Origin of the sequence: Oryzomicrobium sp. (genome assembly GCF_036820405.1) — a bacterium.
GTDB lineage: Bacteria > Pseudomonadota > Gammaproteobacteria > Burkholderiales > Rhodocyclaceae > Oryzomicrobium.
This window is the reverse complement of record NZ_DAISLS010000007.1, coordinates 138,961-163,716: the sequence shown is the minus strand read 5'-3', so window position 1 is coordinate 163,716 and position 24,756 is coordinate 138,961. Positions and strand designations below refer to the sequence as shown.

The window sequence follows — 24,756 nt, the reverse complement described above, 5'->3', positions numbered from 1 at the left end:
CCGCTGCGGTGCTATTGCTCTGACCCGCCCGCCCAGCGGCTGTTTCCGGGGGCGGTGGCCGTAATCCTACTGGGGCTGCTGGCGCAGGTAGAGGGCCACCGACAGGCGGGCGCCGAGCCAGCCGAGCAGGGCGCCGGCGGCGCACAGGGCGCCCACTTCGGTCAAGCTCGGGCCGCGCAGGCGGAAGCTGCTGCCGTAGAGGCGGGTCAGTTCCCCCACCGGCCCGGACAGGAAGAAGAAGGCCAGGGCCACCAGGGCCGCGGCGAGCAGCCCGCCAAGGATGCCTTGCAGGGCGCCGTAGTAGGCGTAGGGCCGGGAGACGAAGCCCGGGGTGGCGCCGATCAGCCGGGCCACCTCGATCTCCTGGGCCCGGGCCAGCATCTGCAGGCGGATGGTGTTGAAGGTGGCGGCTACCAGGCCGACGCCGAACACTCCGGCGAGCAGCATCACCGCCAGGCGCCCCAGGCGCAGGAAGGCGTCGAGGCGACGCATCCAGGCCGAATCGAACTGGACGTGGGCGACCCGGGGCCACTCGCCGGCGCTCTTGACGAAGGCTTCCACGGCGGCGGCGTCGCGCCCCGCCATGTCGGCGACGAAGGCGTCGGGCAGGGGGTTCTTCGGCAGGTTGGCCACCAGATCGGCCAGCCCTTCCCGGGCTTTCAGCCGTTCCAGGGCGGCGTCCTTGGCGACGAAACGGTAGGGGGCGCCAGCGTCGCGTAGCTTCTGCTCAATGGCCTTAGCCTCGTCGCGGCCGGCGCCGGGGTCGAGGAACAGGCTGACCTCGGGGGCCTCGGCCAGGCCGCTGGCGGCCAGGCGCACGTTGTCCAGGGCGACCCAGCCGGCGGCGGGCAGGGCCAGGGCAATGCCGATGACCAGGAGCGACAGCAGGGCGTTGAAGGGGGCGTCGCGCAGGCGCTCCAGGGCGGTGGCGAGGGCCTGCTGATGGTGGGCGAGGCTCATCGGGCGGCCTCCTCGATCAGGGTGTCGGAGGCGCCGGGGACGGCGAGCGCGTTCAGGGGTGCCAGTTCGACGGGGGACTGGGCGGGCAGGCCTTCGTGCAGCTTGCCCTTGGCCAGCCACAGCACCCGGGGTTGGAGCTTGTCCACCCATTGCAGGTCGTGGGTGGCCAGGATGACGGTGACGCCGACCTGGTTGAAGCTGTTGAAGATGGACAGGATCTGGCCGGCGGAGGCCGCGTCCAGGTTGGCGGTGGGCTCGTCGGCGAGCAGGATGGCGGGACGGTTGACCACCGCCCGGGCGATGGCCAGGCGCTGCTGTTCGCCGCCGGACAGGGCGATCGGCAGGGCCTTCTCCCGGTCGAGCAGGCCCACCTTGTCCAGCGCCGCCAGGGCGCGCTTACGCGCCTCCCGGGGCGGGGTGCCGGCGATCTCCAGGGGCAGCAGCACGTTGGCCAGCACCGGGCGGTCGAACAGCAGCTTCTGGTCCTGGAAGACCAGGCCGAAGTTGCGCCGCAGGAAGGGCAGGGCGGAGGCGCGCAGGGCCGAGAGGTTCTGGCCGTTGACGATGATGCCGCCGCTGGTGGGCCGCTCGATGGCGGCCATCAACTTGACCAGGGTGGTCTTGCCGGCGCCGGAGTGGCCGGTGACGAAGACGAACTCACCGGCCTGGATGTCCAGGCTGACGTCGCGCAGGGCTTCGAAGCCGGTGGGGTAGCGCTTGGTGACGTTGGCGAAGGTGATCATGGTGGGGGTGTCGTGGGCGTCAGGCCAGGGTGTCCTGGCCGAACAGGGCGTCGGTGAAGTCCCGGGCAGTGAAGGGGCGCAGGTCGTCGATGGCCTCGCCGATGCCGATGAAGCGCACCGGCTTCGGGCACTGGCGCGAGATGGCCGCCAGCACGCCGCCCTTGGCGGTGCCGTCGAGCTTGGTCACCACCAGGCCGGTGACGCCGATGGCCTTGTCGAAGGCTTTCACCTGGGCGATGGCGTTCTGGCCGATGTTGGCGTCGAGCACCAGCATCACCTCGTGGGGGCCGCTCGGGTCGGCCTTCTGGATGACGCGGCGCACCTTGGCGATCTCTTCCATCAGGTGCAGCTGGGTGGGCAGGCGGCCGGCGGTGTCGGCCAGTACCACGTCGATGCCCCGGGCCTTGGCGGCGGCGATGGCGTCGAACACCACGGCGGCCGGGTCCCCCGATTCCTGGGCGATGACGGTGACGTTGTTGCGCTCGCCCCAGGTCATCAGCTGTTCCCGGGCGGCGGCGCGGAAAGTGTCGCCGGCGGCCAGCAGCACGCTCTTGCCCTGGCTCTGGAAGTACTTGGCCAGCTTGCCGATGGACGTGGTCTTGCCGGCGCCGTTGACCCCCGCGATCATGATCACGAAGGGGGTATGGGTGCCCACGTCGAGGGGCGCCTCCAGGGGCGCGAGCAGCCCGTTGACGCTGTCGGCCAGGGCCTGCTGGATCGCCTCCGGGGTGTTCAGGGTGCCGGTCTTGGCCTTCTTCTTCAGCTCGTCGAGCAGGTGCTGGGTGGCCTCCACCCCCACGTCGGCGGTGAGCAGCAGGGTTTCCAGTTCCTCGAGCAGTTCGTCGTCCACCTTGCCCCGGGAAAACAGGGACTTGAGCCCTCCGGACAACTGGCTGCGGGTGCGGGTCAGGCCGGCGAACAGGCGCTCGCGCCAGGAGCGCTTCTCCTGGGGAGCGGCCTCGGCCGCTGCGGCCGCAGCGGGCTGCGGGGCGTCTGCCGGGGATTTCTTGAACAAACCAAACATGCGGGAATCCAGTCGTAGCGGGGCGGGGCGCCGGGATCGGCGCGATGGGGCGGGCGGCCGGTACTGGCCGTGGGGCAAGAGGCGGGGGTAACATCCCCCGTTCGCTGGCGCCCGTTCCCGAGCCCGGGAAAGCGGGATTTTATCCCAGCCCGGGGCGCTCCCGCCCGTTCCGGCGCTTTTGCTGTTCGCTGACGTCATTTCGCCATCGCCGAGGATTACCATGAAACGAATGTTGCGCGGCATGCTCGCATTTACCCTGCTCCTGGAAGGCAGTCTGGCCCTGGCGGCCGGCGCTCCGGTGTTCGAAACCCGGCTCGACAACGGCCTCAAGGTGCTGGTCATGGAAGACCGGCGCGCGCCCACGGCGGTGCAGATGGTGTGGTACCGGGTGGGCAGCGTGGACGAGGTCAACGGCACCACCGGCGTGGCCCACGCCCTGGAGCACATGATGTTCAAGGGCACCCCCAAGGTCGGCGCCGGCGAGTTCTCGAAGCGGGTGGCCGCCGCCGGGGGGCGCGACAACGCCTTCACCAACCGGGACTACACCGCCTACTTCCAGCAGATTCCCAAGGAGCGGCTGCGCGACATGATGGCCCTGGAGGCCGACCGGATGCGCCACCTGACCCTGGCCCCGGCCGAGTTCGCCAAGGAGATCAAGGTGGTGATGGAAGAGCGGCGGCTGCGCACCGACGACCAGCCCACCGCCCTGTTGAGCGAAGGGCTCAACTCGGTGGCCTTCCAGGCTAGCCCCTACCGGGTGCCGGTGATCGGCTGGATGGACGACCTGGAGCACATGACCGCCACCGACCTGCGCGCCTTCTACGACCGCTGGTACGTACCCAACAACGCCACCCTGGTGGTGGTGGGCGACGTGGACCACCAGCAGGTGGTCCGCTGGGCCAAGGAAACCTACGGCCTCCTCAAGGCCCGGCCGCTGCCAGTGCGCAAGCCCCAGGACGAGCCCGTCCAGGCCGGCATCCGCCGCCTGACGGTGAAGGCCCCGGCCGAGCTGCCCTCGGTGCTGCTGGCCTGGAAGGCGCCCAAGATCACCGGCATGGACGCCAAGGCCATGGCCAACGACGCCGACAGCTACGCCCTGGACGTGCTGGCGGCGCTGCTCGACGGCTACGACGGCGCCCGCCTCAACACCCGTCTGGTCAAGGAATCCCGCATCGCCCAGGACGTGGGCGTGGGCTACGACAACGTGGGCCGCGGCCCGGCCCTGTTCATGGTCCAGGCCACCCCGGCCCCGGGCAAGACCCCGGCCGAAGTGGAAGCGGCCCTGCGCGCCGAGATCGCCCGCATCGCCAACGAGGGCGTCAAGGACGAGGAACTGGTGCGGGCCCGGGCCCAGATGCTGGCGGCCCAGGTCTACAAGCGCGATTCGATGTTCGCCCAGGCCATGGAGATGGGGGAGCTGGAAACCGTCGGTCTGGGCTGGCGCGCCACCGACCTGATGATCGAGCGCCTCAAGGCGGTCACCGCCGCCGACGTGGCGCGGGTGGCCAAGGCCTACTTCGGCGACGACACCCTGACCGTCGGCGTGCTCGATCCCCAGCCCCTCAAGGACCGGCCCGCTGCACCGCCCCCGTCCGGCATGCTCCACTGACCGCGCGCCTTCGCGCTGCGTTGCCGATATTGCTGACGATTCGACAGACTGCCCGCGCCGCCACGGCGGCGCCGCTTCCGGAGAAGACCATGAGCGTTTCCCTCGCCGTCCCGCGGCACTTCGCCTCCCCGGCCATCGGCCGGGCCTTTAGCCGGGTGCTTGGCCGGGCCCTTGTTCCCGCCTTCTTCGGGCTGGTGGCCGCAGGTCTGGCCCTGCCCGCCGCGGCGGGCCCCCGCATCGACACCTGGACCGCCCCCTCCGGTGCCAAGGTGCTGTTCGTCGAATCCCACGTCCTGCCGGTGGTGGACGTGCAGGTCGATTTCGCCGCCGGCTCGGCCTACGCCCCGGCGGGCAAGGCCGGGGTGGCCGGCTTGACCCGGGGCCTCCTCTCCCAGGGGGCGGGGAACCTGAGCGAGCAGGCCATCGCCGACCGGCTGGCCGATCTGGGCGCCCAGTTGGGCGGGGGCGTGGACCCGGACCGGGCCAGCCTTTCCCTGCGCACCCTTTCCGATGCCCCGACCCGGGACGGCGCCCTGGCGGTGCTGCGCACCGTGCTGGCTGCGCCGGCCTTTCCCGCCGACGTGGTGGCCCGGGAGCGGGACCGGGCGGTGGCCGCCCTCAAGGAATCCCTGACCCGGCCGGAGACCCTGGCCAGCCGGGCCTTCTGGCAAAACCTGTACGGTGACCACCCCTACGGGCGCCAGGCCACGCCGGAGTCCATCGCCGCCCTCACCCGGGACGATCTGGCGGCCTACTGGAAGGCCCACTACACCGCCCGGCGCGCCACCGTCACCCTGGTCGGCGACCTGACCCGGGCCCAGGCCGAGGTCGTGGCCCAGGACCTTACCGCCAGGCTGCCGGCGGAGGCGGCCAACGGCGGCGCTTCTCTCGCCCTGCCGGCGGTGACGCCGCCCAAGGCCACTACCGTGGCCGTGGCCCACCCGGCGGCCCAGTCCCATCTGTTCATCGGTTCCCCCACCTTCAAGCGCGGCGATCCGGACTTCTTCCCCCTGGTGGTGGGCAACTACGTCCTGGGCGGCGGTGGCTTCGTCTCGCGGCTGATGAAGGAAGTGCGCGAGAAGCGCGGCTACGCCTACAGCGTCTATTCCTACTTCCTGCCCCTCAAGGAGGAAGGCCCCTTCCAGATCGGGCTGCAGACCAAGCGCGATCAGGCCGGCGCCGCCCTCAAGGTGGTGCGCGACACCCTGGCAGAATTCATCGCCAAGGGCCCCACCGAGTCTGAGTTGCAGGCGGCCAAGGACAACCTGGTGGGCGGCTTCCCCCTGCGCCTGGACAGCAACCGTAAGCTCCTCGACCAGGTGGCCACCATCGGCTTCTACGGCCTGCCCCTGGATTGGCTCGACCGCTACACCGAGCGGGTCAAGGCGGTGACCGTGACCCAGATCAAGGATGCCTTCGCCCGCCACGTGCAGGATGCGCGCCTGGTGACGGTGGAAGTGGCGACCGACCTGCCCGACGCGCAAGCCGGGGCCGCCCGCTGATGGGCAACCTGCGCATCATCGGCGGGGCGCACCGGCGTCGGGTGCTCAAGTTCCCCGACGTGCCCGGGCTGCGCCCCACCCCGGACCGGGTGCGGGAAACCCTGTTCAACTGGCTCGGCCAGGACCTGACCGGCCAGACCTGCCTGGACCTGTTCGCCGGCAGCGGCGCCCTGGGGTTGGAAGCGGCCTCCCGGGGGGCCGCGCGGGTGGTGATGGTGGAGCGTTCGCCCCAGGTGGCGGCGGCCCTCAAGGCCAACGCCAAACTGCTCGGATTGGGCTGTGTGGAGGTGGTGGTGGCGGATGCGCTACAATTCGCCGCCTCCGCCGGGGTGCCTGCGGGCGGGTTCGATGTGGTTTTTCTCGATCCCCCCTACCGGCAGGGCTTTCTCGAACGGCTGGAGGCACACCTGCCGCGGCTGTTGCGGCCGGAGGGCGCGCTGTACGCCGAGGCGGAAGCGCCGCTCGCCGGGCTGGCGGGCTGGACACCGGTCCGGGAGGGCCGGGCCGGGCAGGTTTTCTACCACTTGTTGAGGCAGGCTGAACACGACGGTGCCCGCGCTGCCTAAGCAGTGTGGGCTGGCGCAGGTTCTCCCCGGCCCGATCCTGGAGCATCGATGGAATTGAGCAAGCGCGTCGCCATCTACCCCGGTACTTTCGATCCGTTCACCAAGGGGCACGAAGACCTGGTGCGACGGGCCGCACGGCTGTTCGACCACGTCATCGTGGCGGTGGCCGACAGCCGTTCGAAGCGGCCTTTCTTCCCCCTGGCCGAGCGGGTCGAGATCGCCACCCAGGTGGTGTCCGCCTACCCGAACGTCGAGGTCAAGGGCTTCTCGTGCCTGCTCATGGAGTTCCTCCATCAGCAAGGCGCCAAGGTCATCCTGCGCGGCCTGCGGGCGGTTTCGGACTTCGAGTACGAATTCCAGATGGCCGGCATGAACCGCAACCTCTATCCGGACGTGGAGACCGTGTTTCTCACGCCGGGCGAGCAGTACATGTTCATTTCCGCGACCATGGTCCGGGAAATCGCCCTGCTGGGCGGCGATGTTTCGAAGTTCGTGCAGCCGGCGGTCGCCGAGCGGCTGGCTGCCAAAGTGTCCGAAATTCGGCAAGCAACGAGTGCGTAAGGAAAGCAGCCATGGCTTTGTGGATTACCGACGAATGCATCAACTGTGACGTTTGCGAGCCGGAGTGCCCGAACGAAGCGATTTCCCAGGGCGCGGAGATCTATGAGATCAACCCGTCCAAGTGCACCGAGTGCGTCGGTCACTACGACACCCCCCAGTGCATGGAAGTGTGCCCGGTGGATTGCATCGGCAAGAGCCCGGAGCATCCCGAAAGCAACGACCAGCTGTGGGTCAAGTACGAGCACCTGACCGGCAACAAGCGCCCCGCCTGAGCCTGGGCGCGGCGTGATGTTGCGTAGCTAACGTAGCGCCGCGGTCGGTCGTTCAGGACGCGTAAACAAACAGAGGGCTCCCGCCGGCGACGGCGGGAGCCCTCTGTTCGTTTGTTGCCCGGTCGCCTCCCCGCAGCGGGGTCAGGCGGCGGCCCGGACGGCCTCGGCGGTGCCTTCCAGGCGCTCGTCCAGGGTCATCTTCAATTGCGCCAGGGCGGCCTGCTGGGTGCCCAGTTCGCCGTCCACATGGTTGAGTTCGGCGATGCGGTCTTCCAGGGTCTCGGTGGCCTGGTGGATGCGTTTGATGCTTTCCAGGCGCCGTTTCAGGGTGATCTGGTGCTCGCGCACCTGGGTCTCCATGGGCGCCATCACCGCCTTCAGCCACAACTCGGCGTCCCGGTTGGCGTGCTCGAAGGCGCGCCGCACCTGCACCGCCACCTCGTCGAAGAACTTCTGGATGACGTTGCGCTTCTCGTGGGTGAGCAGCTGCCGGGCTGTGTTCAGATTGTCGTTGCACCAGCGTTCCAGGCGCAGCACCTCCTTCTCGTAGCGCAGCAGGGAGAAGGCGGTGGGGGCGCCGAGCTTGAGCCCGTGTTCGACGCTGAACTGGCGGTACACCGCGTCCATCATGGCGGTGATCTCGCCGATCTCCTCGGCGGACTTGGCGAGGTTGCCGCGCACCACGACGAAGAAGCGGGTCATGGCCTCGGACAGGTGGCGCGAGAAGCTGGCCTCGTCCATGGCCTCTCGGGTGGTGCGGGTCAGGGCCTTCAGCGCTTCCAGTCCCAGGTGGCCGAACAGGTTGTTGGTCAGGGTGGAGAACACGCTGCGCACCGCGTAATAGCGTTGCAGGCCGGACTCGAACTCGTCCTTTTCGGTCTGAATCTTGCCCATCATGTACTCGACCACGCCCCGGTTCTTGCCGCGCAGCTCGGTCAGTTCGGCGAGCTGTTCGGCCAGGCCGGCCTGGCGGGCGTCCAGCAGGCGCCGGATGCGCAGGTGCAGCTCGTTCAGCTCACCGGCGGCGCCGTCCCTGACGATCTCGCGCTTGGCCGGGATCAGCTCCCCGGCCAGGGCCTGCTCCAGGTCGGCGAGGCGGCTGCGGGCGAGCAGCCCGGCGTCGCCGTTGATCTTGCCCACCAGCCCCTTCTGGGCCGAGACGGGAAACACCTGGGCGTCGGGCACCCCCAGGATGGCGGCGCAGTCGTGCTGTTGGCGGGCGATCTCGCCGTCCACCTCGTTGTCGCTCTTGAGCTCGTCCCACAGGCCGTCGATCTTGTTCAGCACCACCAGCCGGCCCCGGGCCGGGGCGCGCTGGCCCGGCCCGCCGTTCTGGCCGTCGTCCGGGCCGACGATGTGTTCCTGCCAGACTTCCAGGTCGGACTGGGTGACCCCGGTGTCGGCGGACAGGATGAACAGCACCGCGTGGGCGTTGGGCAGCAGGGACAGGGTCAGCTCGGGCTCGGCGCCGATGGCGTTGAGCCCCGGGGTGTCCAGGATCACCAGGCCCTGTTGCAGCAGGGGGTGAGGGAAGTTGATCAGGGCGTGGCGCCAGCGCGGGATTTCCACCAGTCCGTCGTCCCCCGCCCGGTGGGTATCCTCGCCCACGGGAAAGCCCAGAGCGGCGGCTTTTTCCGGCGGTACCCGGACTACTTCCGAGACCTGCTTCAAGGCCGCCTGCATGGCCTCCGCCGAGGTGGTGTCGAGGGGTACCCGGCGCCATTCGTCCGGGTAGCGCTTGAGCTCGGAGATGCTGGTGTTGCCTTCCCGGGTGGCGATGGGCAGCAGTTCGATGGCCGGGGGCTTGGCCGGATCGAACAGCAGTTCGGTGGGGCACATGGTGGTGCGCCCGGCCGACGAGGGCAGCATGCGGTTGCCGTAGTCGGCGAAAAAGATGGCGTTGATCAGCTCCGACTTGCCCCGGGAGAACTCGGCGACGAAGGCCACGTTGAGCCGGTCTTCCGTGAGCCGGTCGAGCAGGCGTTCGAGTTTCAGCTCGATCTGGCCGTCGTTCAGCTCGTTGTCGGCGAGCCAGCTCCGGAAGCGTTCGATGCCTTCCCGCAGGCCGGCGCGCCATTGGCCGTAGGCGGCGAAATCCTGGGCGATCGTCATGTGGAGTGTCCTGAAAGGGGCGGCGCCGCGCGGCGCCAAGCGCATGGTTGGAAATGTATCACAGGGGCATGGCCGCCCGGTCTGGCCGGACGAACGGCGCGAACGCCACACCGGCCGGAGCGCGCCGTGGGCCCTCAGCGTCCCTGGCAGTGGGGGCAGTAGAAGGTGGAGCGGCCGCCTTGGCGAATTTGCCGGATCGGCGTGGCGCACACCCGGCAGGGCTCGCCGGTCCGGCCGTAGACGGCGCAGCTCAACTGGTAGCCGCCCATGCCACCGTCACTGTGCACATAGTCGCGTACCGAGCTGCCGCCCAGGGCGATGGATTCGGCCAGCACTTCCCGTACCGCCGCCGCCAGCCGGGCGCAGCGGGCGGCGGACAGGCTGCCCGCCGGCGCCGTGGGGGCGATGCGGGCGCGGAACAGGGCCTCGGCGGCGTAGATGTTGCCGACGCCGACGACCAGGTGCGAATCCATCAGGGCCTGCTTGATCGCCACCGACTTGCCGCCCAGGGCCCGGTGCAGCCAGGGGCCGGTGAAGGTCTCGCCCAGGGGCTCGACGCCCAGCACCGCCAGGCGCGGGTCCTGCTCCGGGTGGGGGCCGCCGTGCCAGACCATCAGGCCGAAGCGGCGCGGGTCCCGGTAGCGCAGCACGGCCCCGGGGAAGCGGATGTCCACGTGGTCGTGGGCGGCGGGCGGGGCGCCGTCCGCCACCAGGCGCAGGCTGCCGGACATGCCCAGGTGCACGATCAGCCAGCCCGGCTCGTCCTGGGGATCGCCCGGGCGGGCGGTCCATTCGAACAGCAGGTACTTGCCGCGGCGGTGGATGGCCGTGAGCAGGCGTCCTTCGAGCAAGGCGTTGAGGTCGGGCAGGGGCAGGCGCAGGCGGGGCGCCCGGGTGACGGCGCCCAGGCAGGGGCGGCCGGGCAGGTGGGGAAGCAGGCCGCGGCGGCTGACTTCGACTTCGGGGAGTTCGGGCATGGCAGGATCAAGGTTCGGGGGGCGGGCGGCGTTGTCGGGTGGGGGAAAAGGCCCTACCATCGGGGACCCCGGCACCGGGCCGCGTAGCGGCGCGTGCCGCCGGGGTCGATGATCGCAAACCGCTACAAAGCCGTCACAAACTATTGCCCGCCGCCGGGTTCTAATCAAGCACCTCCATTTTCCTTCGTCGGCGTCCCGGGGACCATTGCCCCGCCGGTCGCCGGATTGGATTCTTCTATGCCCCTCGCTCCCTCGAGCCCGCTCAACTCCCGGTCCGCAGCCCCGTTGCCCCGTCCCGCCTTCTCCCTCGCCGTCCTGGCGGCTGCCGCCTGGCTGGGGGTGGCGCCGCCGTTGCTGGCGGCCGATGCCAGCCCGGCGACCCCGGCCGCGGATGCGCCCAGCGCGGCGAAAGCCAAGGCCAAGGCCCGTCCCCGGGCCGAGCGGAGCGAGCCCGCGCCGCGGCCTGCCCATCCGCCCCTGCCCGGCGATGGCGAGATTTCCGAAGGCCAGGGGGTGTACCAGTACCTGATCGGCGAATTCGCCATGCGCCGCGGCATGGCCGACCTGGCCACCTCGGCCATGGCCGATCTGGCGGCGCGCACCGACGATCCGAAGATTCTGGCCCGCACCGTGGAGGTGGCCGGCTTCGCCCGCCGCTTCGACGTGGCCCTGGTTGCCGCCCAGCGCTGGGTGACGCTCCAGCCCGAATCGATGGAGGCCCGCCAGGCCCTGGTCAGCCTGCTGGTGGTGACCGGCAGCTACGACGACCTGCCCGCCCAGCTCGGTTACCTGCTGGCTCAGGAAAAGGTCCAGTTGCCGGCCAACCTGCTCGGCCTCAACCGCCTGTTCCCGCGCAACGCCGACAAGCAGGCGGTGCTTCAGGTGGTGTCCGAGGTGGCGGCCCCCTACGGCAACTTGGCCGAGGCCCACTTCGCCGTGGCCCAGGCGGCTATCAACGCCGGCGACCTGCCCAGGGGGCGGCTGGAACTCGGCCGGGCCCTGGCGATCCGCCCGGATTGGGAGAGCGCCGCCCTGGTGCGCGCCCAGCTGCTCGCCCGGGACGACGTCAAGGCGGCCCTGGACTACCAGGCCGAGTTTCTCGACAAGTACCCCAAGTCCAAGGATGTGCGCCTGCATTACGCCCGCCAGCTGGTGCTGGAGCGGCGCTTCGGCGACGCCCAGGCCCAGTTCCGCCAGTTGCTCAAGGACGAACCGGACCGGGCCGACGTGGTGTACGCCGCCGCCATCCTGTCGTTGCAGCAGCGCGACTACCGTTTCGCCGAGGCCCAGTTGCAGCACTTGCTCGACCTGGAGCCCGCCGACCCGGGCCTGATCCGCTTCCAGCTCGGCCAGATCGCCGAGGAGCAGAAGCACGACGACGCGGCCATCGCCTGGTACCGCCAGGTGGACGACGGCGACCAGTTCGTGCCCGCCAAGAGCCGGGCCGCCTCCCTGCTCGCCAAGCGCGGCGACCTGGACGGTGCCCGGGCCCTGCTCAAGGCCGCCCAGGTCCAGCGCCCCCAGGACCAGGCCGCCCTGCTCGGCTCCGAGGCCCAACTGCTGCGCGACGCCAACCGGGGCGACGAAGGGCTGGCCCTGCTCGACCAGGCCCTCGCCAAGGAGCCCAGCAATCCGGACCTGCTCTACGATTCGGCGCTCCTCGCCGAGCGCATGGGCAAGGTGGAGTTGGCCGAGAGCCGGCTGAAGAAGCTGATCGCGCTGCAACCGGACCACGCCCACGCCTACAACGCCCTGGGTTATTCCTACGCCGAGCGCAACGTGCATCTGGGCGAGGCGCGCAAGCTGATCGAAAAGGCCGTCTCCCTGGCGCCGGAAGACCCGTTCATCATCGATAGCCTGGGCTGGGTGCTGTTCCGCCAGGGCGATCTCCAGGGCGCCTTGCAACAGTTGCAGAAAGCCTACGCCCTGCGCGCCGATCCCGAGATCGCCGCCCACCTGGGCGAGGTGCTGTGGGACCTGGGCCGCCAGGACGAGGCCAAGGGCGTGTGGAAGGAAGCGGCCAGCCGCTTCCCCGACAACGACGTGCTGTCCGCTGTGCAGCGGCGCTTCCAGCCGTGACGGCGGCGCTGCACCTGGCGGCGCCGAGCGCGCTGCGCCGCCGCTTGCTGCGCGGCCTGGCCGGAATTCCCCTGGCGTTGGCCCTGGCCGCCTGCGCCAGCAAGGGGGCGAAGGTCGATAAGCCGGCCGCACCCTTGCCCCTGCCGGATCGGGACGATCTGAACGCCTTCCTCGTCTCCGGCCGCTTCGCCGTGCGCCACGGCGAGCAGAGCGCCGCCGGCGGCTTCTCGTGGCGGCGCACGCCGGAATGGCGCGGCGATGCGGCGCGTAACGGCCCGGGAGCCGTGGCCAGCAACCGGGACGAGGTGTTCTTCTATTCCCCCCTCGGCCAGACCGTGGCCGAACTGGTGATCACGGTGGACGGTGCCACCCTCACCGCCGACGGCCGCACCGAGTCGGCCGCCAACGCCGACGCCCTGGTCCAGCGCGCCCTGGGTCTGGAGTTGCCCCTGGCCGGCGGCGGCGACTGGCTGCTCGCCCGGGGCGGCGCGGTGCAGCGCCGCGACGGTTCGGGCCGGCCGGCCCGCATCGAGGATCGGGGCTGGCGTCTCGACTACGGCTACCCGGACGAACGCCCCGGCGCCCTGCCGGAACGGGTGGTGGCGCTGCGCCTGCTGGACGAGGTGGAGGTGCGCCTCAAGCTCGACGAGTGGGAGGCCCTGGGGCTGGACGCCCTGACGGGGCGCCGGCCGTGACGGCCGCCGACTGGGGGTGGGACAGCGCCTACCCGGCCCCGGCCAAGCTCAACCTGTTTCTGCACGTGGTGGGGCGCCGTCCCGACGGCTACCACCTGTTGCAGACCGTGTTCCGCTTCATCGACAGGGCCGACACCCTGCGCTTCTCCCCCCGGGACGATGGCAAGGTGGTGCTCGCCACCCCCATTCCCGGCGTGCCGCCGGAATCCGATCTGACCGTGCGCGCCGCCCGCCTGCTGCTGGCGGAAACCGGCGCCCGCCACGGCGCCACCATCCACCTCGACAAGCGTCTGCCCATGGGCGGCGGCATTGGCGGCGGCAGTTCTGACGCGGCCACCGTGCTGCTGGCCCTCAACCACCTGTGGGGCCTGGGGCTGCCGCGCTCGCGCCTGCAAGCCTTGGGCCTGGCCCTCGGGGCCGACGTGCCGGTGTTCGTCTATGGCCGGGCGGCCTTTGCCGGCGGCATCGGCGAGGAGCTGTCACCGGTGGCGGTGTCGGCGGAAACCTATCTGGTGGTGGAATCCCCGGTGGCGGTGCCCACCCCGGCGATCTTCGGCGCTCCGGAATTGGTGCGCGACACCCCCGCCATCGACCCCGCCGCCTGGCGTCCGGGGATGGGGCGCAACGACCTGGAGCCGGTGGCCTGCGCCCGTTTCCCTGCCGTGGCGGAGCGACTGGCCTGGCTCAAGGCGGCAGCCGCTGCCGCCGGCGGCGGGCCGGCGCGGATGACCGGGTCGGGGGCCTGCGTGTTCGCTCCGTTCGCCGGGCGGCAGGCCGCAGAACAAGCATTGGCGCGCCTTCCCGAGGGGTGGGTGGCGTGGCTGGCGGCCGGGCTGGAGGATCATCCGCTGCGCGGCCTGCTGGCCGATTGAAGGCACGTGACCGAGATTTTTTTCGCGAGTTGCTGCGAAAAGTTGGCACAAGTGGAAAAATTTCTGTACTATGCGCGCCTCGCCACTGACGCATTGAGCAGTACGCAGCAATGCGGTTCGGCACCGAATTCCGAGCCTTCGCTGAAAGGCTTCGAAAAAGGTCACTGGGGAGTCGCCAAGTTGGTTAAGGCACCGGATTTTGATTCCGGCATGCGAGGGTTCGAGTCCTTCCTCCCCAGCCAAAATTTTGCAAAAAACGGGCAGGCTAATCCCTGCCCGTCTTGCTTTCCGGGGTTCGCCTCATGGCCTACAACAGCCTGATGGTCTTTACCGGCAACGCCAATCCGAAACTGGCGTCCGCCGTTGCGCAAAAGCTCAATATCCAACTCGGCCGTGCCAAGGTGGGCCGCTTTTCCGACGGCGAGGTGAGCGTCGAGATCGAGGAGCACGTCCGCGGTCGCGACGTCTTCGTGCTGCAATCGACCTGCGCCCCGTCCAACGACAACCTGATGGAACTGCTGGTCATGGTGGACGCGCTCAAGCGCGCCTCGGCCGGCCGCATCACCGCCGCGATCCCTTACTTCGGCTACGCCCGCCAGGATCGCCGCTCCCGTTCCTCCCGGGTGCCCATCGCCGCCAAGCTGGTGGCCAACATGCTCACCGCCGCGGGCGTGGACCGGGTTCTGACCATGGATCTGCACGCCGAGCAGATCCAGGGCTTCTTCGACATCCCGGTGGACAACATCTACGCCCAGCCCATCCTGCTGGACGACATCCAGACCCGCCGCAAGGACTGGGGCGAGGATCTGATGGTGGTGTCCCCCGACCACGGCGGCGTGGTGCGCGCCCGGGCCCTGGCCAAGTGCCTGGAGAGCGACCTGGCGATCATCGACAAGCGCCGCCCCAAGGCCAACGTCTCCGAGGTGATGAACATCATCGGCGACGTGCAGGGCCGCTCCTGCATCATCATGGACGACATCGTCGACACCGCCGGCACCCTGTGCAAGGCCGCCCAGGCCCTCAAGGACCACGGCGCCAAGGCGGTGCGCGCCTACTGTACCCACGCCGTGCTGTCCGGCGCGGCGATCGAGCGCCTCAACGAGTCGATGCTCGACGAACTGGTGGTCACCGACACCATCCCCCTGCGCGACGAGGCGGCTGCCTGTACGCGCATCCGCCAGCTGTCGGCGGCGAACCTGATGGCCGAAACCATCCGCCGCATCAGCTGCGAGGATTCGGTGTCCGAACTGTTCGACTGATCCGTTCCCGTTTCTCAGCCCCCGGCTCCGGCCGGGGGTTGTCTTGTCAGCCGCCTGGTCGCGGGCGGCTTAATTTCTGGAGTCATCATGAAAATCGAAATCAACGCCAAAAAGCGTGACGTGCAGGGTTCGAGTGCGAGCCGCCGCCTGCGCCGCGCCTCCCAGGTCCCGGGCATCGTCTACGGTGGCGAAGCCGCCCCCGTGTCCATCGTCTTCGACCACAACGAGCTGTACCAGGGCATGCGCAAGGAAGCCTTCCACTCGTCCGTGCTGACCCTGGCCATCGACGGCGCCAAGGAACTGGTGCTGCTGCGCGACTACCAGATGCACGCCTACAAGCAGCAGATCCTGCACGTGGACTTCCAGCGCGTGGACGCCAAGCAGAAGCTGCACACCAAGGTGCCCCTGCACTTCGTCAACGCCGACGTGGCCCCGGGCGTGAAGCTCTCCGGCGGCATCGTCTCCCACGTGCTGAACGAAGTGGAAGTGGCCTGCCTGCCCGCCGACCTGCCCGAGTTCATCGAAGTGGACCTGAAGGACCTGAACGCCGGTCACTCCCTGCACGCTGCCGACCTGAAGCTGCCCAAGGGCGTCAAGCTGGCCCACGCCGACACCAACCCGGTCGTCGCCACCATCCTCGCCGTCCGCGGCGCGGCTGCTGACGAAGCCGAAGCCCCGGCCGCCTAAACAGCGTCTGGTCGCTGAAGCCGCAGGGAGAGGCGTTGCCTTCCCCTGCGGCTTTTCCATTTCTACCCGCAGCCACCGCCATGACCCCTCCGCGCCTGATCGTCGGCCTGGGCAATCCCGGGCCGGAGTACGAAGACACCCGCCACAACGCCGGCTTCTGGTTCGTCGACCGGCTGGCCGCCGACCTCAAGGTTCACCTGGCGCCCCAGCCCAAGTTCTTCGGCGAGGCGGGCAAGGCCGGCGACGTGTGGCTGCTCAAGCCGGCCACCTTCATGAACCGCTCCGGCCAGGCCGTGGCCGCCCTGGCGCGCTTCTACAAGATCGCCCCGGAAGAGGTGCTGGTGGTGCACGACGAGCTGGACCTGCTGCCCGGCGCGATCCGGGTCAAGCAGGGCGGCGGCAACGGCGGGCACAACGGCCTCAAGGACATCCAGGCCCAGCTCGGTACGCCCAACTTCTGGCGCCTGCGCCTGGGCATCGGCCACCCCCGTTCCCTGGCTCTCAAGCAGGAGGTGGTGGACTTCGTCCTGCACCGGCCCCGGGTCGAGGAACAGCGCGACATCGACGAGGCCATCGACCGCTGCCGCATCGCCTGGCCCAAGCTGGCCGCCGGCGACTACGGCGCCGCCCAGCAATCCCTGCACGGAAAGCCCACCCCATGACCGCTCCCGCCCTGCCGCCCTTGATGGGCCGCCTGCTGGCACTGTTGCCCGGCCGCGGCCTCCGCCTCGAACCCCAGGACGACACCCTGCTCGCCGGGGCCCTGGAGCGTGACGGCGCCCGCTTCGGCCTGATGCTCGCCGCCCGGGAGGACGAGCGCCTGCTGATCGCCCTGGTGCATTACCCCGTGGAAGTGGCCGACGACCTGCTGCCCGACTGGGCCCTGCTGCTCGCCGCCCTCAACCGGGGCCTGCCGCGCGGCCGCTTCGAACTGGACCTGGACGCGGGCCAGGTGCACTACTTCCACTCCGCCGACTTCGTCGACAGCGAACTGACCCCAGCCCAGCTGGATCGCTTCCTGCTGCCGGTGCTGGAGCAGGGCTTCCGCGCCTGCGCCCTGTTCGACGCGTTCGCCGACGGTCGTCTCGACCTGGAAGCCGCCTTCGCCGATCTGGCGGCGGTGCGGGTCGAACTCGACCAGGTGCCTGGGCTCTCCCGCGCCTGAAGCCTGGCCGCCCGGCGGCCGCGACCCCCGGTGATACAATCCGGGCGCCCCGGGTTGGGCGCCCCCTCATGTAGCAACGCAAGGAAAACGAGATGAGCCTCAAGTGCGGTATCGTCGGCCTGCCCAACGTGGGCAAGTCCACCCTCTTCAATGCCCTGACCAAGGCCGGCATCGCCGCCGAGAACTACCCCTTCTGCACCATCGAGCCCAACGTGGGCATCGTCGAGGTGCCGGACCAGCGGCTCGTCGAACTGTCCAAGATCGTCAAGCCCCAGCGCGTCCAGCCGGCCATCGTCGAATTCGTGGACATCGCCGGCCTGGTGGCGGGCGCCTCCAAGGGCGAAGGTCTGGGCAACCAGTTCCTGGCCAACATCCGCGAAACCGACGCCATCGTGAACGTGGTGCGCTGCTTCGACGACCCCAACGTGGTGCACGTCTCCGGCAAGGTGGACCCCATCGCCGACATCGAGACCATCGTCACCGAACTGGCCCTGGCCGACCTGGCCGCCGTGGAGCGCACCATCGCCCGGGACGGCAAGAAGGCCAAGGCTGGCGACAAGGACGCCCAGAAGCTGGTGGCCGTGCTGGAAAAGCTGCTGCCCCACCTCAACGAGGGCAAGCCCGCCCGCACCGCCGGCCTGTCCGACGACGACAAGGCGATCATCAAGCCCCTCTGCCTGCTCACCGTCAAGCCAGCCATGTACGTGGGCAACGTGCTGGAAGACGGTTTCGACAACAACGCCCACCTGGACCGCCTCAAGGAATTCGCTGCCAAGGAACATGCTCCGGTGGTGGCCGTGTGCGCCAAGATCGAGGCCGAACTGGCCGATCTGGAGGACGAGGACAAGGCCGCCTTCCTGGCCGACCTGGGCCTGGAAGAGCCGGGCCTCAACCGCCTGATCCGTGCCGGCTACGACCTGCTCGGCCTGCAGACCTACTTCACCGCCGGGGTGAAGGAAGTGCGCGCCTGGACCATCCACAAGGGCGACACCGCCCCCCAGGCCGCCGGCGTGATCCACACCGACTTCGAGAAGGGCTTCATCCGCGCCCAGACCATTGCCTTCGCCGACTTCATCGCCTGCGGCGGCGAGCAGGGCGCCAAGGAAGCCGGCAAGATGCGCGCCGAAGGCAAGGAGTACGTGGTGCAGGACGGTGACGTGATGAACTTTTTGTTCAACGTCTGACCGGCGTCCGCTACGGCGGATCGCCCGCAAGCAAAAGCCCCGCAAGTGCGGGGCTTTTGCTTTGGTGGCCGAGGCGGCAGGGCCTGACGTTCAGCGGTGCAGGGTGCCGATGGGCACGTCGGGCGGGTGCAGGCTCCATTCGACGATGCCGATGAAGCCGTCCTGGACCGCCACCAGCATCTGCAAGGCGTTGACGTGCACCAGGGTGCCGGGGCGGTAGTCGTGGCTTTCCTTCCAACCTACCGCCTTGTGCACGAAGACGGTGACGTCGTTGACCACCGCCAGGCATTCGATCAGGCCGAAGGCGCGGATGCGGCGCAGGATTTCGTCCACCGGCCGGGTCAGGTCCAGGGTCCGGTCCGCGGTGGTCCATAGCTTGAAGTAGGTGCCCTCGCCCTGGGGGCGGGCGTTCTCCCAGTAGTCGCCGAAATGGGCGGCCACGTCCGCGGCCAGGGTCTTGGCCGCCAGCTGGACCTTCAGGTCCAGGGACTCGTGGCATTCGTCGGCGGCGAGGGGAAAAGTGCGGCTGGCCAGGATCGGGCCGCTGTCGAACTGGGGGTCGAGGCGGTGGCAGGTCACGCCCCAGGAATCGTGGTTGCCGAGGATGGCCGAGACGATGGGGTAGGCGCCCCGAGCGTAGGGCAGGGGCGAGGGGTGGAAATTGACGGCGTAGCGCAGGTAGGGGCGCCAGTCGCCGATGCGCCAGTTGTAGCTGGCCACCACCAGGGCGTCGCAGCCCCGCTGGGCCAGGTCCTCCAGGTCGGCTTCGCCGAGGGGGGATATCTGGGCCTCGATGCCCCGCTCCCGGGCGTACTTGAGTACGGCCTGGTGGTGGTGCAGGCGGTTGTCCACCGGGGTGGTGAACAACTTGACCGGCTCCCAGCCCTGGGCCACGAAGGCTTCCCAGACGCCCAGGTAGCGGTCGCTGGCGGTGATGGCGAATTTCATCGGCGGATGGCGTTGATGGCGGCGGCTGGTCAACAAACCGGTGCCCCGCCGCCGTGGGGCTGCAGCAGGGAGTCGCCGGCGACTTTACCGCCCCGTACCCCACGCAAACGTCAAGGGCGTGTAAGGAAACGTAAGAGTTCGACGTTGCCAACAGCTGCTTACAACTTTCACCGCAGGCTTACATCTGCGCGTCAGTCGTGGGGCGGGGCGCCGCGTTAATGTCTTCAGGACCGGGCAGTTTCAGTCGGCGGCCCGCCGGAACCGGTCTCCGTCCGCAGGACCAAATTTCGAGGAGAAGATCATGTCGCGCACCAACAAGATGCTGTCCGCCCTGCTGGTTTCCATCCTGGCCCTGGGGGCCGCCGGTTCGTCCTTCGCCGAGACCCAGTGGCAGAAGACCCACCCCCGCCGTACCGAGGTGAACGACCGCCTGGCCAATCAGAACCGCCGCATCCATCAGGAAGTGCGGGAAGGCGAGATGAGCAAGCAGAAGGCCGCCCAATTGCACAAGGAAGACCGGCAGATCCGCCAGGAAGAACGGGACATGGCCAGCCAGAACGGCGGCCACATCACCAAGCAGGAACAGCGCACCCTGAACCAGCAGGAAAACGGGGTCAGCCGCCAGATCGGCCAGTGACGAGGGAGCGCGCCGACCTGTGGGCCGGCAAGCGCACCTGACCTGCACCACGCCGGACGACCCGCCCTTGTGGCGGGTCTTGTTCGTTTACGGATGGTCGTAAACGGCCCGAGGCAGGCTCGTGGCCTGCCCCGGAGCAGAAAAAGCCGGGTGAAGCGGCTTACTTCTTCTGGATCAGTTCGATCTTATAGCCGTCCGGGTCCTCGACGAAGGCGATCACGGTGGTGCCGTGCTTCATCGGGCCGGCCTCGCGCACGACCTTGCCGCCCCGGGCCTTGATCTCGGCGCAGGCGGCGTAGGCGTCGTCCACTTCCAGGGCGATGTGGCCGTAGCCGTTGCCCAGATCGTAGGCGGTGGTGTCCCAGTTGTGGGTCAACTCGATCACCGCCCCTTCGCTCTCCGGGCCGTAGCCGACGAAGGCCAGGGTAAAGCGGCCGTCCGGGTAGTCGTGCTTGCGCAGCAGTTGCATGCCCAGGACTTCGGTGTAGAAGGCCAGGGATTTATCGAGGTTGCCGACGCGGATCATGGTGTGCAGCAGGCGCATGGGGAAATCTCCGGTGGAGGCCGCAGGGCGGCCGGGATGCTAGGGCAGGGCGGGAACGTCCTACCAGGTGGGCAGCGTTGCGGACAGGCGGCGCAGTTCCTCCCGGGCGTGCTGCCAGTCCGGGTAGAGGGAGCCGACCACGGCCCAGAATTGCGGGCTGTGGTTCATCTCCCGGGTGTGGGCCAGTTCGTGGGCGACCACGTAGTCGATGATGTCCAGGGGCATGAACACCAGGCGCCAGTTGAGGCGGATGGCGTAGGCGTCCGGGGTGCCCAGGGGGGACGCCGGATTGCGGCTGCAACTGCCCCAGCGGGTCCGCGCCGAGGACAGGGACAAGGGCGGCGGGGCGATGCCGAGCCCGGGGGCGAAGTGGGCCAGCCGTTCGGCGAAAAGCTCCCGGGCGCGGGATTGGAGCGCCCGGGCCAGCAGGGTTTCCGCGTCCCGGCCGGGGACGGTGAACAGGGTCAGCTGGGGATGGGCGCTGTCGGCGTGCCACACCGCTCGGGCCCGGCGGGTGCCGGCAGCCAGGCGCAGGGTCAGGGTGGTGCCGAGGAAGGGCAGGGTGGCCCCGTCCGCCACCCGCAGGGGCTCGGGGCGGCGCCGGTTGCGCCATTCGTCTAGCTTGGTCAGCACCCAGTCGCCGTGGTGGCGAAGGGTGGCCTCGATGTCGGCGATCGACGAGCGGGGCGGCGCGCCCACGGTGAGGCCCCGGTGGTCGATGGTCAGGCCGATGGTGCGGCGCCGGCTGCGGCGCAGCTGGTAGGGCACGATGCGGTCGGCCAGGGCGATGGTACGGCTGTCCGCCCCGGGGCGCGACGTGGGTTCGCCCGGGAGGGTGAGGGCCAGCTGGGGCGAACGGGACGGCGGGGCGGGACGGCGGGGCAAGGACGGGGGCGGCGTGCGGGCGGAACGGAGCGGTCAGGCGGCCTGCTGGGTGGCGGAGCCGGCCTGGCGGTAGCGGTGCGGGGCAATGCGCGCCATTTCGGCTTCGATCCAGGCTTCGGCGCGCTGGCTCACCTCTTCGGCGCTCAGGCCGACGGTGTCGATGGCCGGGCCGAAGCTGATGGTGACGATGCCCGCCTGCTTGACGAAGACGTTGCGCGGCCACAGCTCGCCGGCGTTGTGGGCCACCGGCACCACCTTGGCGCCGGCCTGCACCGCCAGATGGGCGCCGCCAGCCTTGTAGCGGCGCTTCTGGCCGGGAGGCACCCGGGTGCCCTCGGGGAAGATGATGACGCTGATACCGTGGCGCAGCCGGTCGGCGCCCTGGTCGGCCACCTGGGACAGGGCGTCCAGGCCGGCGGCCCGGTCGATGGCGATCATGCCGATGGCTCTGAAGGCCCGGCCGAGGATGGGCAGTTTGAGCAGTTCCTTCTTGAGCACGAAGACCATGCGCGGGAACCACTGTTGCAGGGCCACCGTTTCCCAGGCCGACTGGTGCTTGGAGAGCACCACCACCGCCTCGGCGGGAATGTTCTCGGCGCCCACCACTTGGGTGCGGATGCCAAGCACGATGCGCACCAGGCCCTTCATGAAGCAGAAGCGCCAGGCGTCGATCAGCACGTAGGCCGCCTTGGGCGACAGGGGGGCGGCGATGGCCACCAGGAAGCCGAACAGGCCGGTGAGCGGCAGGGCCAGCAGGGTGAAGAGGAGGGAGCGGATGAGGGCCATGGAGGTTCCGTCAGCGGGCAGGGCGGGAGGGGGCGGCGAGCAGGTGGTCCACCGCGGTGGCCAGGTCGGGAAAGACCCGGGTGCCTTCGGGCAGACCGCCGTCGGCCTGGGTCTTCTCGCCCTTGCCGGTGAGCACCAGGTAGGGCACGCAGCCCTGGGAGGCGCCGGCCACCAGGTCGCGCAGGGAGTCGCCCACGGTGGGTACGCCCACCAGGTCCACGTTGTACACCCCGGCGATGCGCTGGAACATGCCGGGCTTGGGCTTGCGGCAGGCGCAGTCCACGTCGGCGGCGTGGGGGCAGTAGAAGATGGCGTCGATGCGGCCGCCGGCGGCGGTCACGGTCTTGTGCATCTTGTCGTGGATGGCGTTCAGGGTGTCCATGTCGAACAGGCCCCGGCCCACCCCGGACTGATTGGTGGCCACCACCACCCGGTAGCCCGCCTGGTTCAGCTTGGCGATGGCTTCCGGGCTGCCCGGGATGGGCTTCCACTCGGCCGGGCTCTTGATGAACTGGGCCGAGTCGTGGTTGATGACGCCGTCGCGGTCGAGAATGATCAGCTTCATGCCGAGAGTTTGGAGATGTCCGCCACCTGGTTCATGGCCAGGTGCAGGGTGGCCAGGAGGCCCAGGCGGTTGGCGCGCAGGGCCGGGTCTTCGGCGTTGACCATCACGTCGTTGAAGAAGGTGTCCACCGGCGCCTTGAGGGCCGCCAGGGATTGCAGCGAGGCGGCGTAGTCACCCTTGGCGAAGGCGGCGTCGGCGGCCGGCTTGACCTCGGCCAGGGCGGCGGCCAGGGCCACCTCGGCGGCTTCCTGGAGCAGGCCCTTGTCGATCGCGGCGGCAACCGTGCCTTCGGCCTTCTTGAGGATGTTACCGACGCGCTTGTTGGCAGCGGCCAGGGCCTCGGCCTCGGCCAGGGTGGCGAAGGCGCGCACGGCGGCCAGGCGCTTGGGAATGTCGCCCAGGCGCTGGGGCCGCTGGGACACCACCGCGTCCACTTCCTGGGCGGTGTAGCCCTGCTCGCGCAGGCTGCCGGCCAGGCGCTCGTAGATGAAGTCGGCCAGGGCGCCGTTGTTGGCCTTGAAGCCCTCGACGGCGGCGAAGGTGGCGGCGGCGTTGGCCAGCAGCGCGTCCAGGGGCAGGTCCAGGTCGCCCTCGGCCAGCATGCGTATCACGCCCAGGGCGTGGCGGCGCAGGGCGAAGGGGTCCTTGTCGCCGGTGGGGATCTGGCCGATGCCGAACAGGCCCACCAGGGTCTCCAGCTTGTCGGCCAGGGCCACGGCGGTGCCCACCGGGTTGCGCGGCAGGGTGTCGCCGGCGAAGCGGGGCTTGTAGTGGTCCTCGATGGCGTCGGCGATGTCGGCGGAGAGGCCGTCGTGCAGCGCGTAGTAGCGGCCCATGATGCCTTGCAGCTCGGGGAACTCGCCGACCATGTCGGTGAGCAAGTCGGCCTTGGCCAGCAGGGCGGCCTGTTCGGCCTGGAGCGCTTGGGCTTCGCCACCGAGTTGGGCACCGATGGCCTTGGCGATGGCGCAGACCCGCTGCACCCGCTCGCCCTGGGTGCCCAGCTTGTTGTGGTACACCACCTTGGCCAGGCCGAGGACGCGGGATTCCAGGGTCTTCTTGCGGTCCTGGTCGAAGAAGAACTTGGCGTCGGCCAGGCGGGGGCGCACCACCCGCTCGTTGCCGCCGATGACGGCGGACGGGTCGGCCGGGGCGATGTTGCTCACCACCAGGAACTGGTTGGTCAGCTTGCCCGCATTACCCACACTCGCGTCGAGCAGGGGGAAGTACTTCTGGTTGGCCTTCATGGTGAGGATCAGGCATTCCTGGGGCACGGCCAGGAATTCGGCCTCGAACGTGCCGATCAGCACGTTGGGGCGCTCCACCAGGGCGGTTACTTCGTCGAGCAGGGCCTCGTCGTCGATGGGCTTGAGGTTGCTGCCTGCTTTGGCGGCAGCCGCGGCGAGCTGGCGCTCGATCTCGGCGCGGCGCTCGGCGAAGCTGGCGATGACGGCGCCGTCCCGCTTCAGGGTCTCGGCGTAGCTGTCGGCATCAGCGATCACCACCGGGCTCTTGGCCGCCTCGAAGCGGTGGCCCTGGGTGGTGTTGCCCGAGGTCAGGCCGAGGATGGCCAGGGGCACCACGTCGGCGCCGTGCAGGGCCACCAGGCCGTGGGCCGGGCGCACGAAGTTGACGCTGCTCCAGCCGTCCTGCAACTGGTAGGTCATCACCTTGGGAATGGGCAGGGCGGCGAGGGCGGCTTCCAGGGCCTTCTGCAAGCCTTCGGCCAGGGTCGCGCCCTTGGCCAGGCTGTCGTAGAACAGCACGTCGGCCTTGCCGTCGTTTTCGCGGCGCAGGCTGGGCACCACCGAGGCGTCGGCGCCCAGGGCGGAAAGCTTCTTGAGCAGGGCGGGGGTGGCGTTGCCGCTGGCGTCCAGGCCCACGGCCACGGGCATCAGCTTTTGTGCCACGGGCTTGTCGGCGGCCACCGCCAGCACGCCGGTGACGTGGGCGGCCAGGCGGCGGGGCGAAGCGTAGGGGGTGATGGCGGCCGCGTCGGACGCCAGGCCCTGGGTCTTGAGGGATTGGGCCAGGGTCTGGGCGAACACCTCGCCCAGCTTCTTCAGCGCCTTGGGCGGCAGTTCCTCGACGAACAGTTCAACGAGCAGATTCTTGGCGGTCATG

25 protein-coding genes and 1 tRNA gene are annotated in these 24,756 nt (G+C 69.6%); 15 read left to right on the top strand and 11 right to left on the bottom strand.

Annotated features, from left to right (window positions below):
• Nucleotides 1-66 precede the first annotated feature (66 nt).
• From ftsX to ftsY, 3 genes are read right to left on the bottom strand one after another with little or no spacing between them, the layout of a single operon-like run.
• Nucleotides 67-960 carry a permease-like cell division protein FtsX gene (ftsX, locus tag V7Z98_RS08315; RefSeq protein ID WP_334157638.1) on the bottom strand — a complete coding sequence of 298 codons (894 nt, stop codon included), beginning with the start codon at nt 958-960 and terminating at the stop codon, nt 67-69.
• Nucleotides 957-1,703 (bottom strand): cell division ATP-binding protein FtsE, encoded by a 747-nt coding sequence (gene ftsE / locus V7Z98_RS08310; RefSeq protein WP_334157637.1) that lies wholly within the window; start codon nt 1,701-1,703, stop codon nt 957-959. The genes ftsX and ftsE overlap by 4 nt, the downstream gene beginning before the upstream one ends.
• Before the next feature lie 19 nt (nt 1,704-1,722).
• Nucleotides 1,723-2,727, bottom strand: coding sequence for a signal recognition particle-docking protein FtsY (gene ftsY, locus V7Z98_RS08305; protein WP_334157636.1), 1,005 nt, complete (start codon nt 2,725-2,727; stop codon nt 1,723-1,725).
• Nucleotides 2,728-2,968: 241 nt separating this feature from the next.
• Between ftsY and V7Z98_RS08300 the strand changes: the two genes are divergently transcribed.
• The 5 genes from V7Z98_RS08300 to V7Z98_RS08280 all read left to right on the top strand — a co-directional run bounded on the left by V7Z98_RS08300 (nt 2,969) and on the right by V7Z98_RS08280 (nt 7,237).
• Entirely contained in the window at nt 2,969-4,336 is a 1,368-nt protein-coding gene (locus tag V7Z98_RS08300; RefSeq protein WP_293264022.1) for a M16 family metallopeptidase, read from the top strand.
• Between the two features lie 89 nt (nt 4,337-4,425).
• A complete protein-coding gene (locus V7Z98_RS08295) occupies nt 4,426-5,838 on the top strand; it encodes a M16 family metallopeptidase (RefSeq protein ID WP_334157635.1) in 1,413 nt (470 codons plus the stop codon).
• Nucleotides 5,838-6,404, top strand: a complete 567-nt coding sequence (rsmD, locus tag V7Z98_RS08290) for a 16S rRNA (guanine(966)-N(2))-methyltransferase RsmD (protein ID WP_334157634.1) — start codon at nt 5,838-5,840, stop codon at nt 6,402-6,404. Before V7Z98_RS08295 ends, rsmD begins: the two co-directional genes overlap by 1 nt.
• A 48-nt stretch (nt 6,405-6,452) precedes the next feature.
• Nucleotides 6,453-6,965: a pantetheine-phosphate adenylyltransferase gene (gene coaD, locus V7Z98_RS08285; RefSeq protein WP_442951825.1), complete on the top strand. Its 513-nt coding sequence runs from the start codon at nt 6,453-6,455 to the stop codon at nt 6,963-6,965.
• 11 nt (nt 6,966-6,976) lie between these two features.
• On the top strand, nt 6,977-7,237 hold the full coding sequence (locus V7Z98_RS08280; protein WP_293264016.1) for a YfhL family 4Fe-4S dicluster ferredoxin: 261 nt from the start codon (nt 6,977-6,979) through the stop codon (nt 7,235-7,237).
• A gap of 141 nt (nt 7,238-7,378) precedes the next feature.
• Here V7Z98_RS08280 and V7Z98_RS08275 read toward each other — a convergent pair whose 3' ends face one another.
• A complete protein-coding gene (locus V7Z98_RS08275; RefSeq protein ID WP_293264014.1) occupies nt 7,379-9,349 on the bottom strand; it encodes a dynamin family protein in 1,971 nt (656 codons plus the stop codon).
• 134 nt (nt 9,350-9,483) lie between these two features.
• On the bottom strand, nt 9,484-10,326 hold the full coding sequence (mutM, locus tag V7Z98_RS08270; protein ID WP_334157633.1) for a bifunctional DNA-formamidopyrimidine glycosylase/DNA-(apurinic or apyrimidinic site) lyase: 843 nt from the start codon (nt 10,324-10,326) through the stop codon (nt 9,484-9,486).
• 237 nt (nt 10,327-10,563) lie between these two features.
• Between mutM and V7Z98_RS08265 the strand changes: the two genes are divergently transcribed.
• The 9 genes from V7Z98_RS08265 (at nt 10,564) to ychF (ending at nt 18,267) form a co-directional block, all read left to right on the top strand.
• Nucleotides 10,564-12,405, top strand: coding sequence for a tetratricopeptide repeat protein (locus V7Z98_RS08265; RefSeq protein ID WP_334157632.1), 1,842 nt, complete (start codon nt 10,564-10,566; stop codon nt 12,403-12,405).
• Complete coding sequence (locus tag V7Z98_RS08260) at nt 12,402-13,100, top strand: outer membrane lipoprotein LolB (protein WP_334157631.1); 699 nt, start codon at nt 12,402-12,404, stop codon at nt 13,098-13,100. The genes V7Z98_RS08265 and V7Z98_RS08260 overlap by 4 nt, the downstream gene beginning before the upstream one ends.
• A complete protein-coding gene (ispE, locus tag V7Z98_RS08255; RefSeq protein WP_334157630.1) occupies nt 13,097-13,972 on the top strand; it encodes a 4-(cytidine 5'-diphospho)-2-C-methyl-D-erythritol kinase in 876 nt (291 codons plus the stop codon). Before V7Z98_RS08260 ends, ispE begins: the two co-directional genes overlap by 4 nt.
• 165 nt (nt 13,973-14,137) lie before the next feature.
• A tRNA-Gln gene (locus tag V7Z98_RS08250) sits at nt 14,138-14,214 on the top strand.
• 60 nt (nt 14,215-14,274) lie between these two features.
• Complete coding sequence (locus V7Z98_RS08245; protein ID WP_293264004.1) at nt 14,275-15,231, top strand: ribose-phosphate pyrophosphokinase; 957 nt, start codon at nt 14,275-14,277, stop codon at nt 15,229-15,231.
• Between the two features lie 87 nt (nt 15,232-15,318).
• Nucleotides 15,319-15,918 carry a 50S ribosomal protein L25/general stress protein Ctc gene (locus V7Z98_RS08240; protein ID WP_293264002.1) on the top strand — a complete coding sequence of 200 codons (600 nt, stop codon included), beginning with the start codon at nt 15,319-15,321 and terminating at the stop codon, nt 15,916-15,918.
• An 80-nt stretch (nt 15,919-15,998) separates the two neighbouring features.
• Nucleotides 15,999-16,580, top strand: a complete 582-nt coding sequence (gene pth, locus V7Z98_RS08235; protein ID WP_334157629.1) for an aminoacyl-tRNA hydrolase — start codon at nt 15,999-16,001, stop codon at nt 16,578-16,580.
• On the top strand, nt 16,577-17,083 hold the full coding sequence (locus tag V7Z98_RS08230; protein WP_334157628.1) for a YbjN domain-containing protein: 507 nt from the start codon (nt 16,577-16,579) through the stop codon (nt 17,081-17,083). Before pth ends, V7Z98_RS08230 begins: the two co-directional genes overlap by 4 nt.
• A gap of 92 nt (nt 17,084-17,175) precedes the next feature.
• The gene (gene ychF, locus V7Z98_RS08225) at nt 17,176-18,267 is read left to right on the top strand and encodes a redox-regulated ATPase YchF (protein ID WP_334157627.1); all 1,092 of its coding nucleotides are present in this window, start codon (nt 17,176-17,178) and stop codon (nt 18,265-18,267) included.
• A 90-nt stretch (nt 18,268-18,357) separates the two neighbouring features.
• Here the strand turns inward: ychF and V7Z98_RS08220 are convergent, their stop codons facing one another.
• Nucleotides 18,358-19,215, bottom strand: coding sequence for a formyltransferase family protein (locus V7Z98_RS08220; RefSeq protein ID WP_293263994.1), 858 nt, complete (start codon nt 19,213-19,215; stop codon nt 18,358-18,360).
• A 301-nt stretch (nt 19,216-19,516) separates the two neighbouring features.
• On the opposite strand from V7Z98_RS08220, the gene V7Z98_RS08215 reads away from it, so the two are divergent.
• Nucleotides 19,517-19,852, top strand: a complete 336-nt coding sequence (locus V7Z98_RS08215) for a hypothetical protein (RefSeq protein WP_334157626.1) — start codon at nt 19,517-19,519, stop codon at nt 19,850-19,852.
• Between the two features lie 160 nt (nt 19,853-20,012).
• On the opposite strand, the gene gloA is transcribed toward V7Z98_RS08215, so the two are convergent.
• The 5 genes from gloA to glyS are packed head-to-tail and all read right to left on the bottom strand — an operon-like array spanning nt 20,013 to nt 24,755.
• Nucleotides 20,013-20,396 (bottom strand): lactoylglutathione lyase, encoded by a 384-nt coding sequence (gene gloA / locus V7Z98_RS08210; protein WP_334157625.1) that lies wholly within the window; start codon nt 20,394-20,396, stop codon nt 20,013-20,015.
• Between the two features lie 60 nt (nt 20,397-20,456).
• Nucleotides 20,457-21,281 carry a M48 family metallopeptidase gene (locus V7Z98_RS08205; RefSeq protein WP_334157624.1) on the bottom strand — a complete coding sequence of 275 codons (825 nt, stop codon included), beginning with the start codon at nt 21,279-21,281 and terminating at the stop codon, nt 20,457-20,459.
• A 33-nt stretch (nt 21,282-21,314) separates the two neighbouring features.
• A complete protein-coding gene (locus V7Z98_RS08200) occupies nt 21,315-22,067 on the bottom strand; it encodes a lysophospholipid acyltransferase family protein (protein ID WP_334157623.1) in 753 nt (250 codons plus the stop codon).
• Between the two features lie 10 nt (nt 22,068-22,077).
• Nucleotides 22,078-22,632, bottom strand: coding sequence for a D-glycero-beta-D-manno-heptose 1,7-bisphosphate 7-phosphatase (gene gmhB, locus V7Z98_RS08195; protein ID WP_293263987.1), 555 nt, complete (start codon nt 22,630-22,632; stop codon nt 22,078-22,080).
• Entirely contained in the window at nt 22,629-24,755 is a 2,127-nt protein-coding gene (gene glyS / locus V7Z98_RS08190) for a glycine--tRNA ligase subunit beta (protein WP_334157622.1), read from the bottom strand. Before glyS ends, gmhB begins: the two co-directional genes overlap by 4 nt.
• Between the last annotated feature and the right edge of the window lies 1 nt (nt 24,756).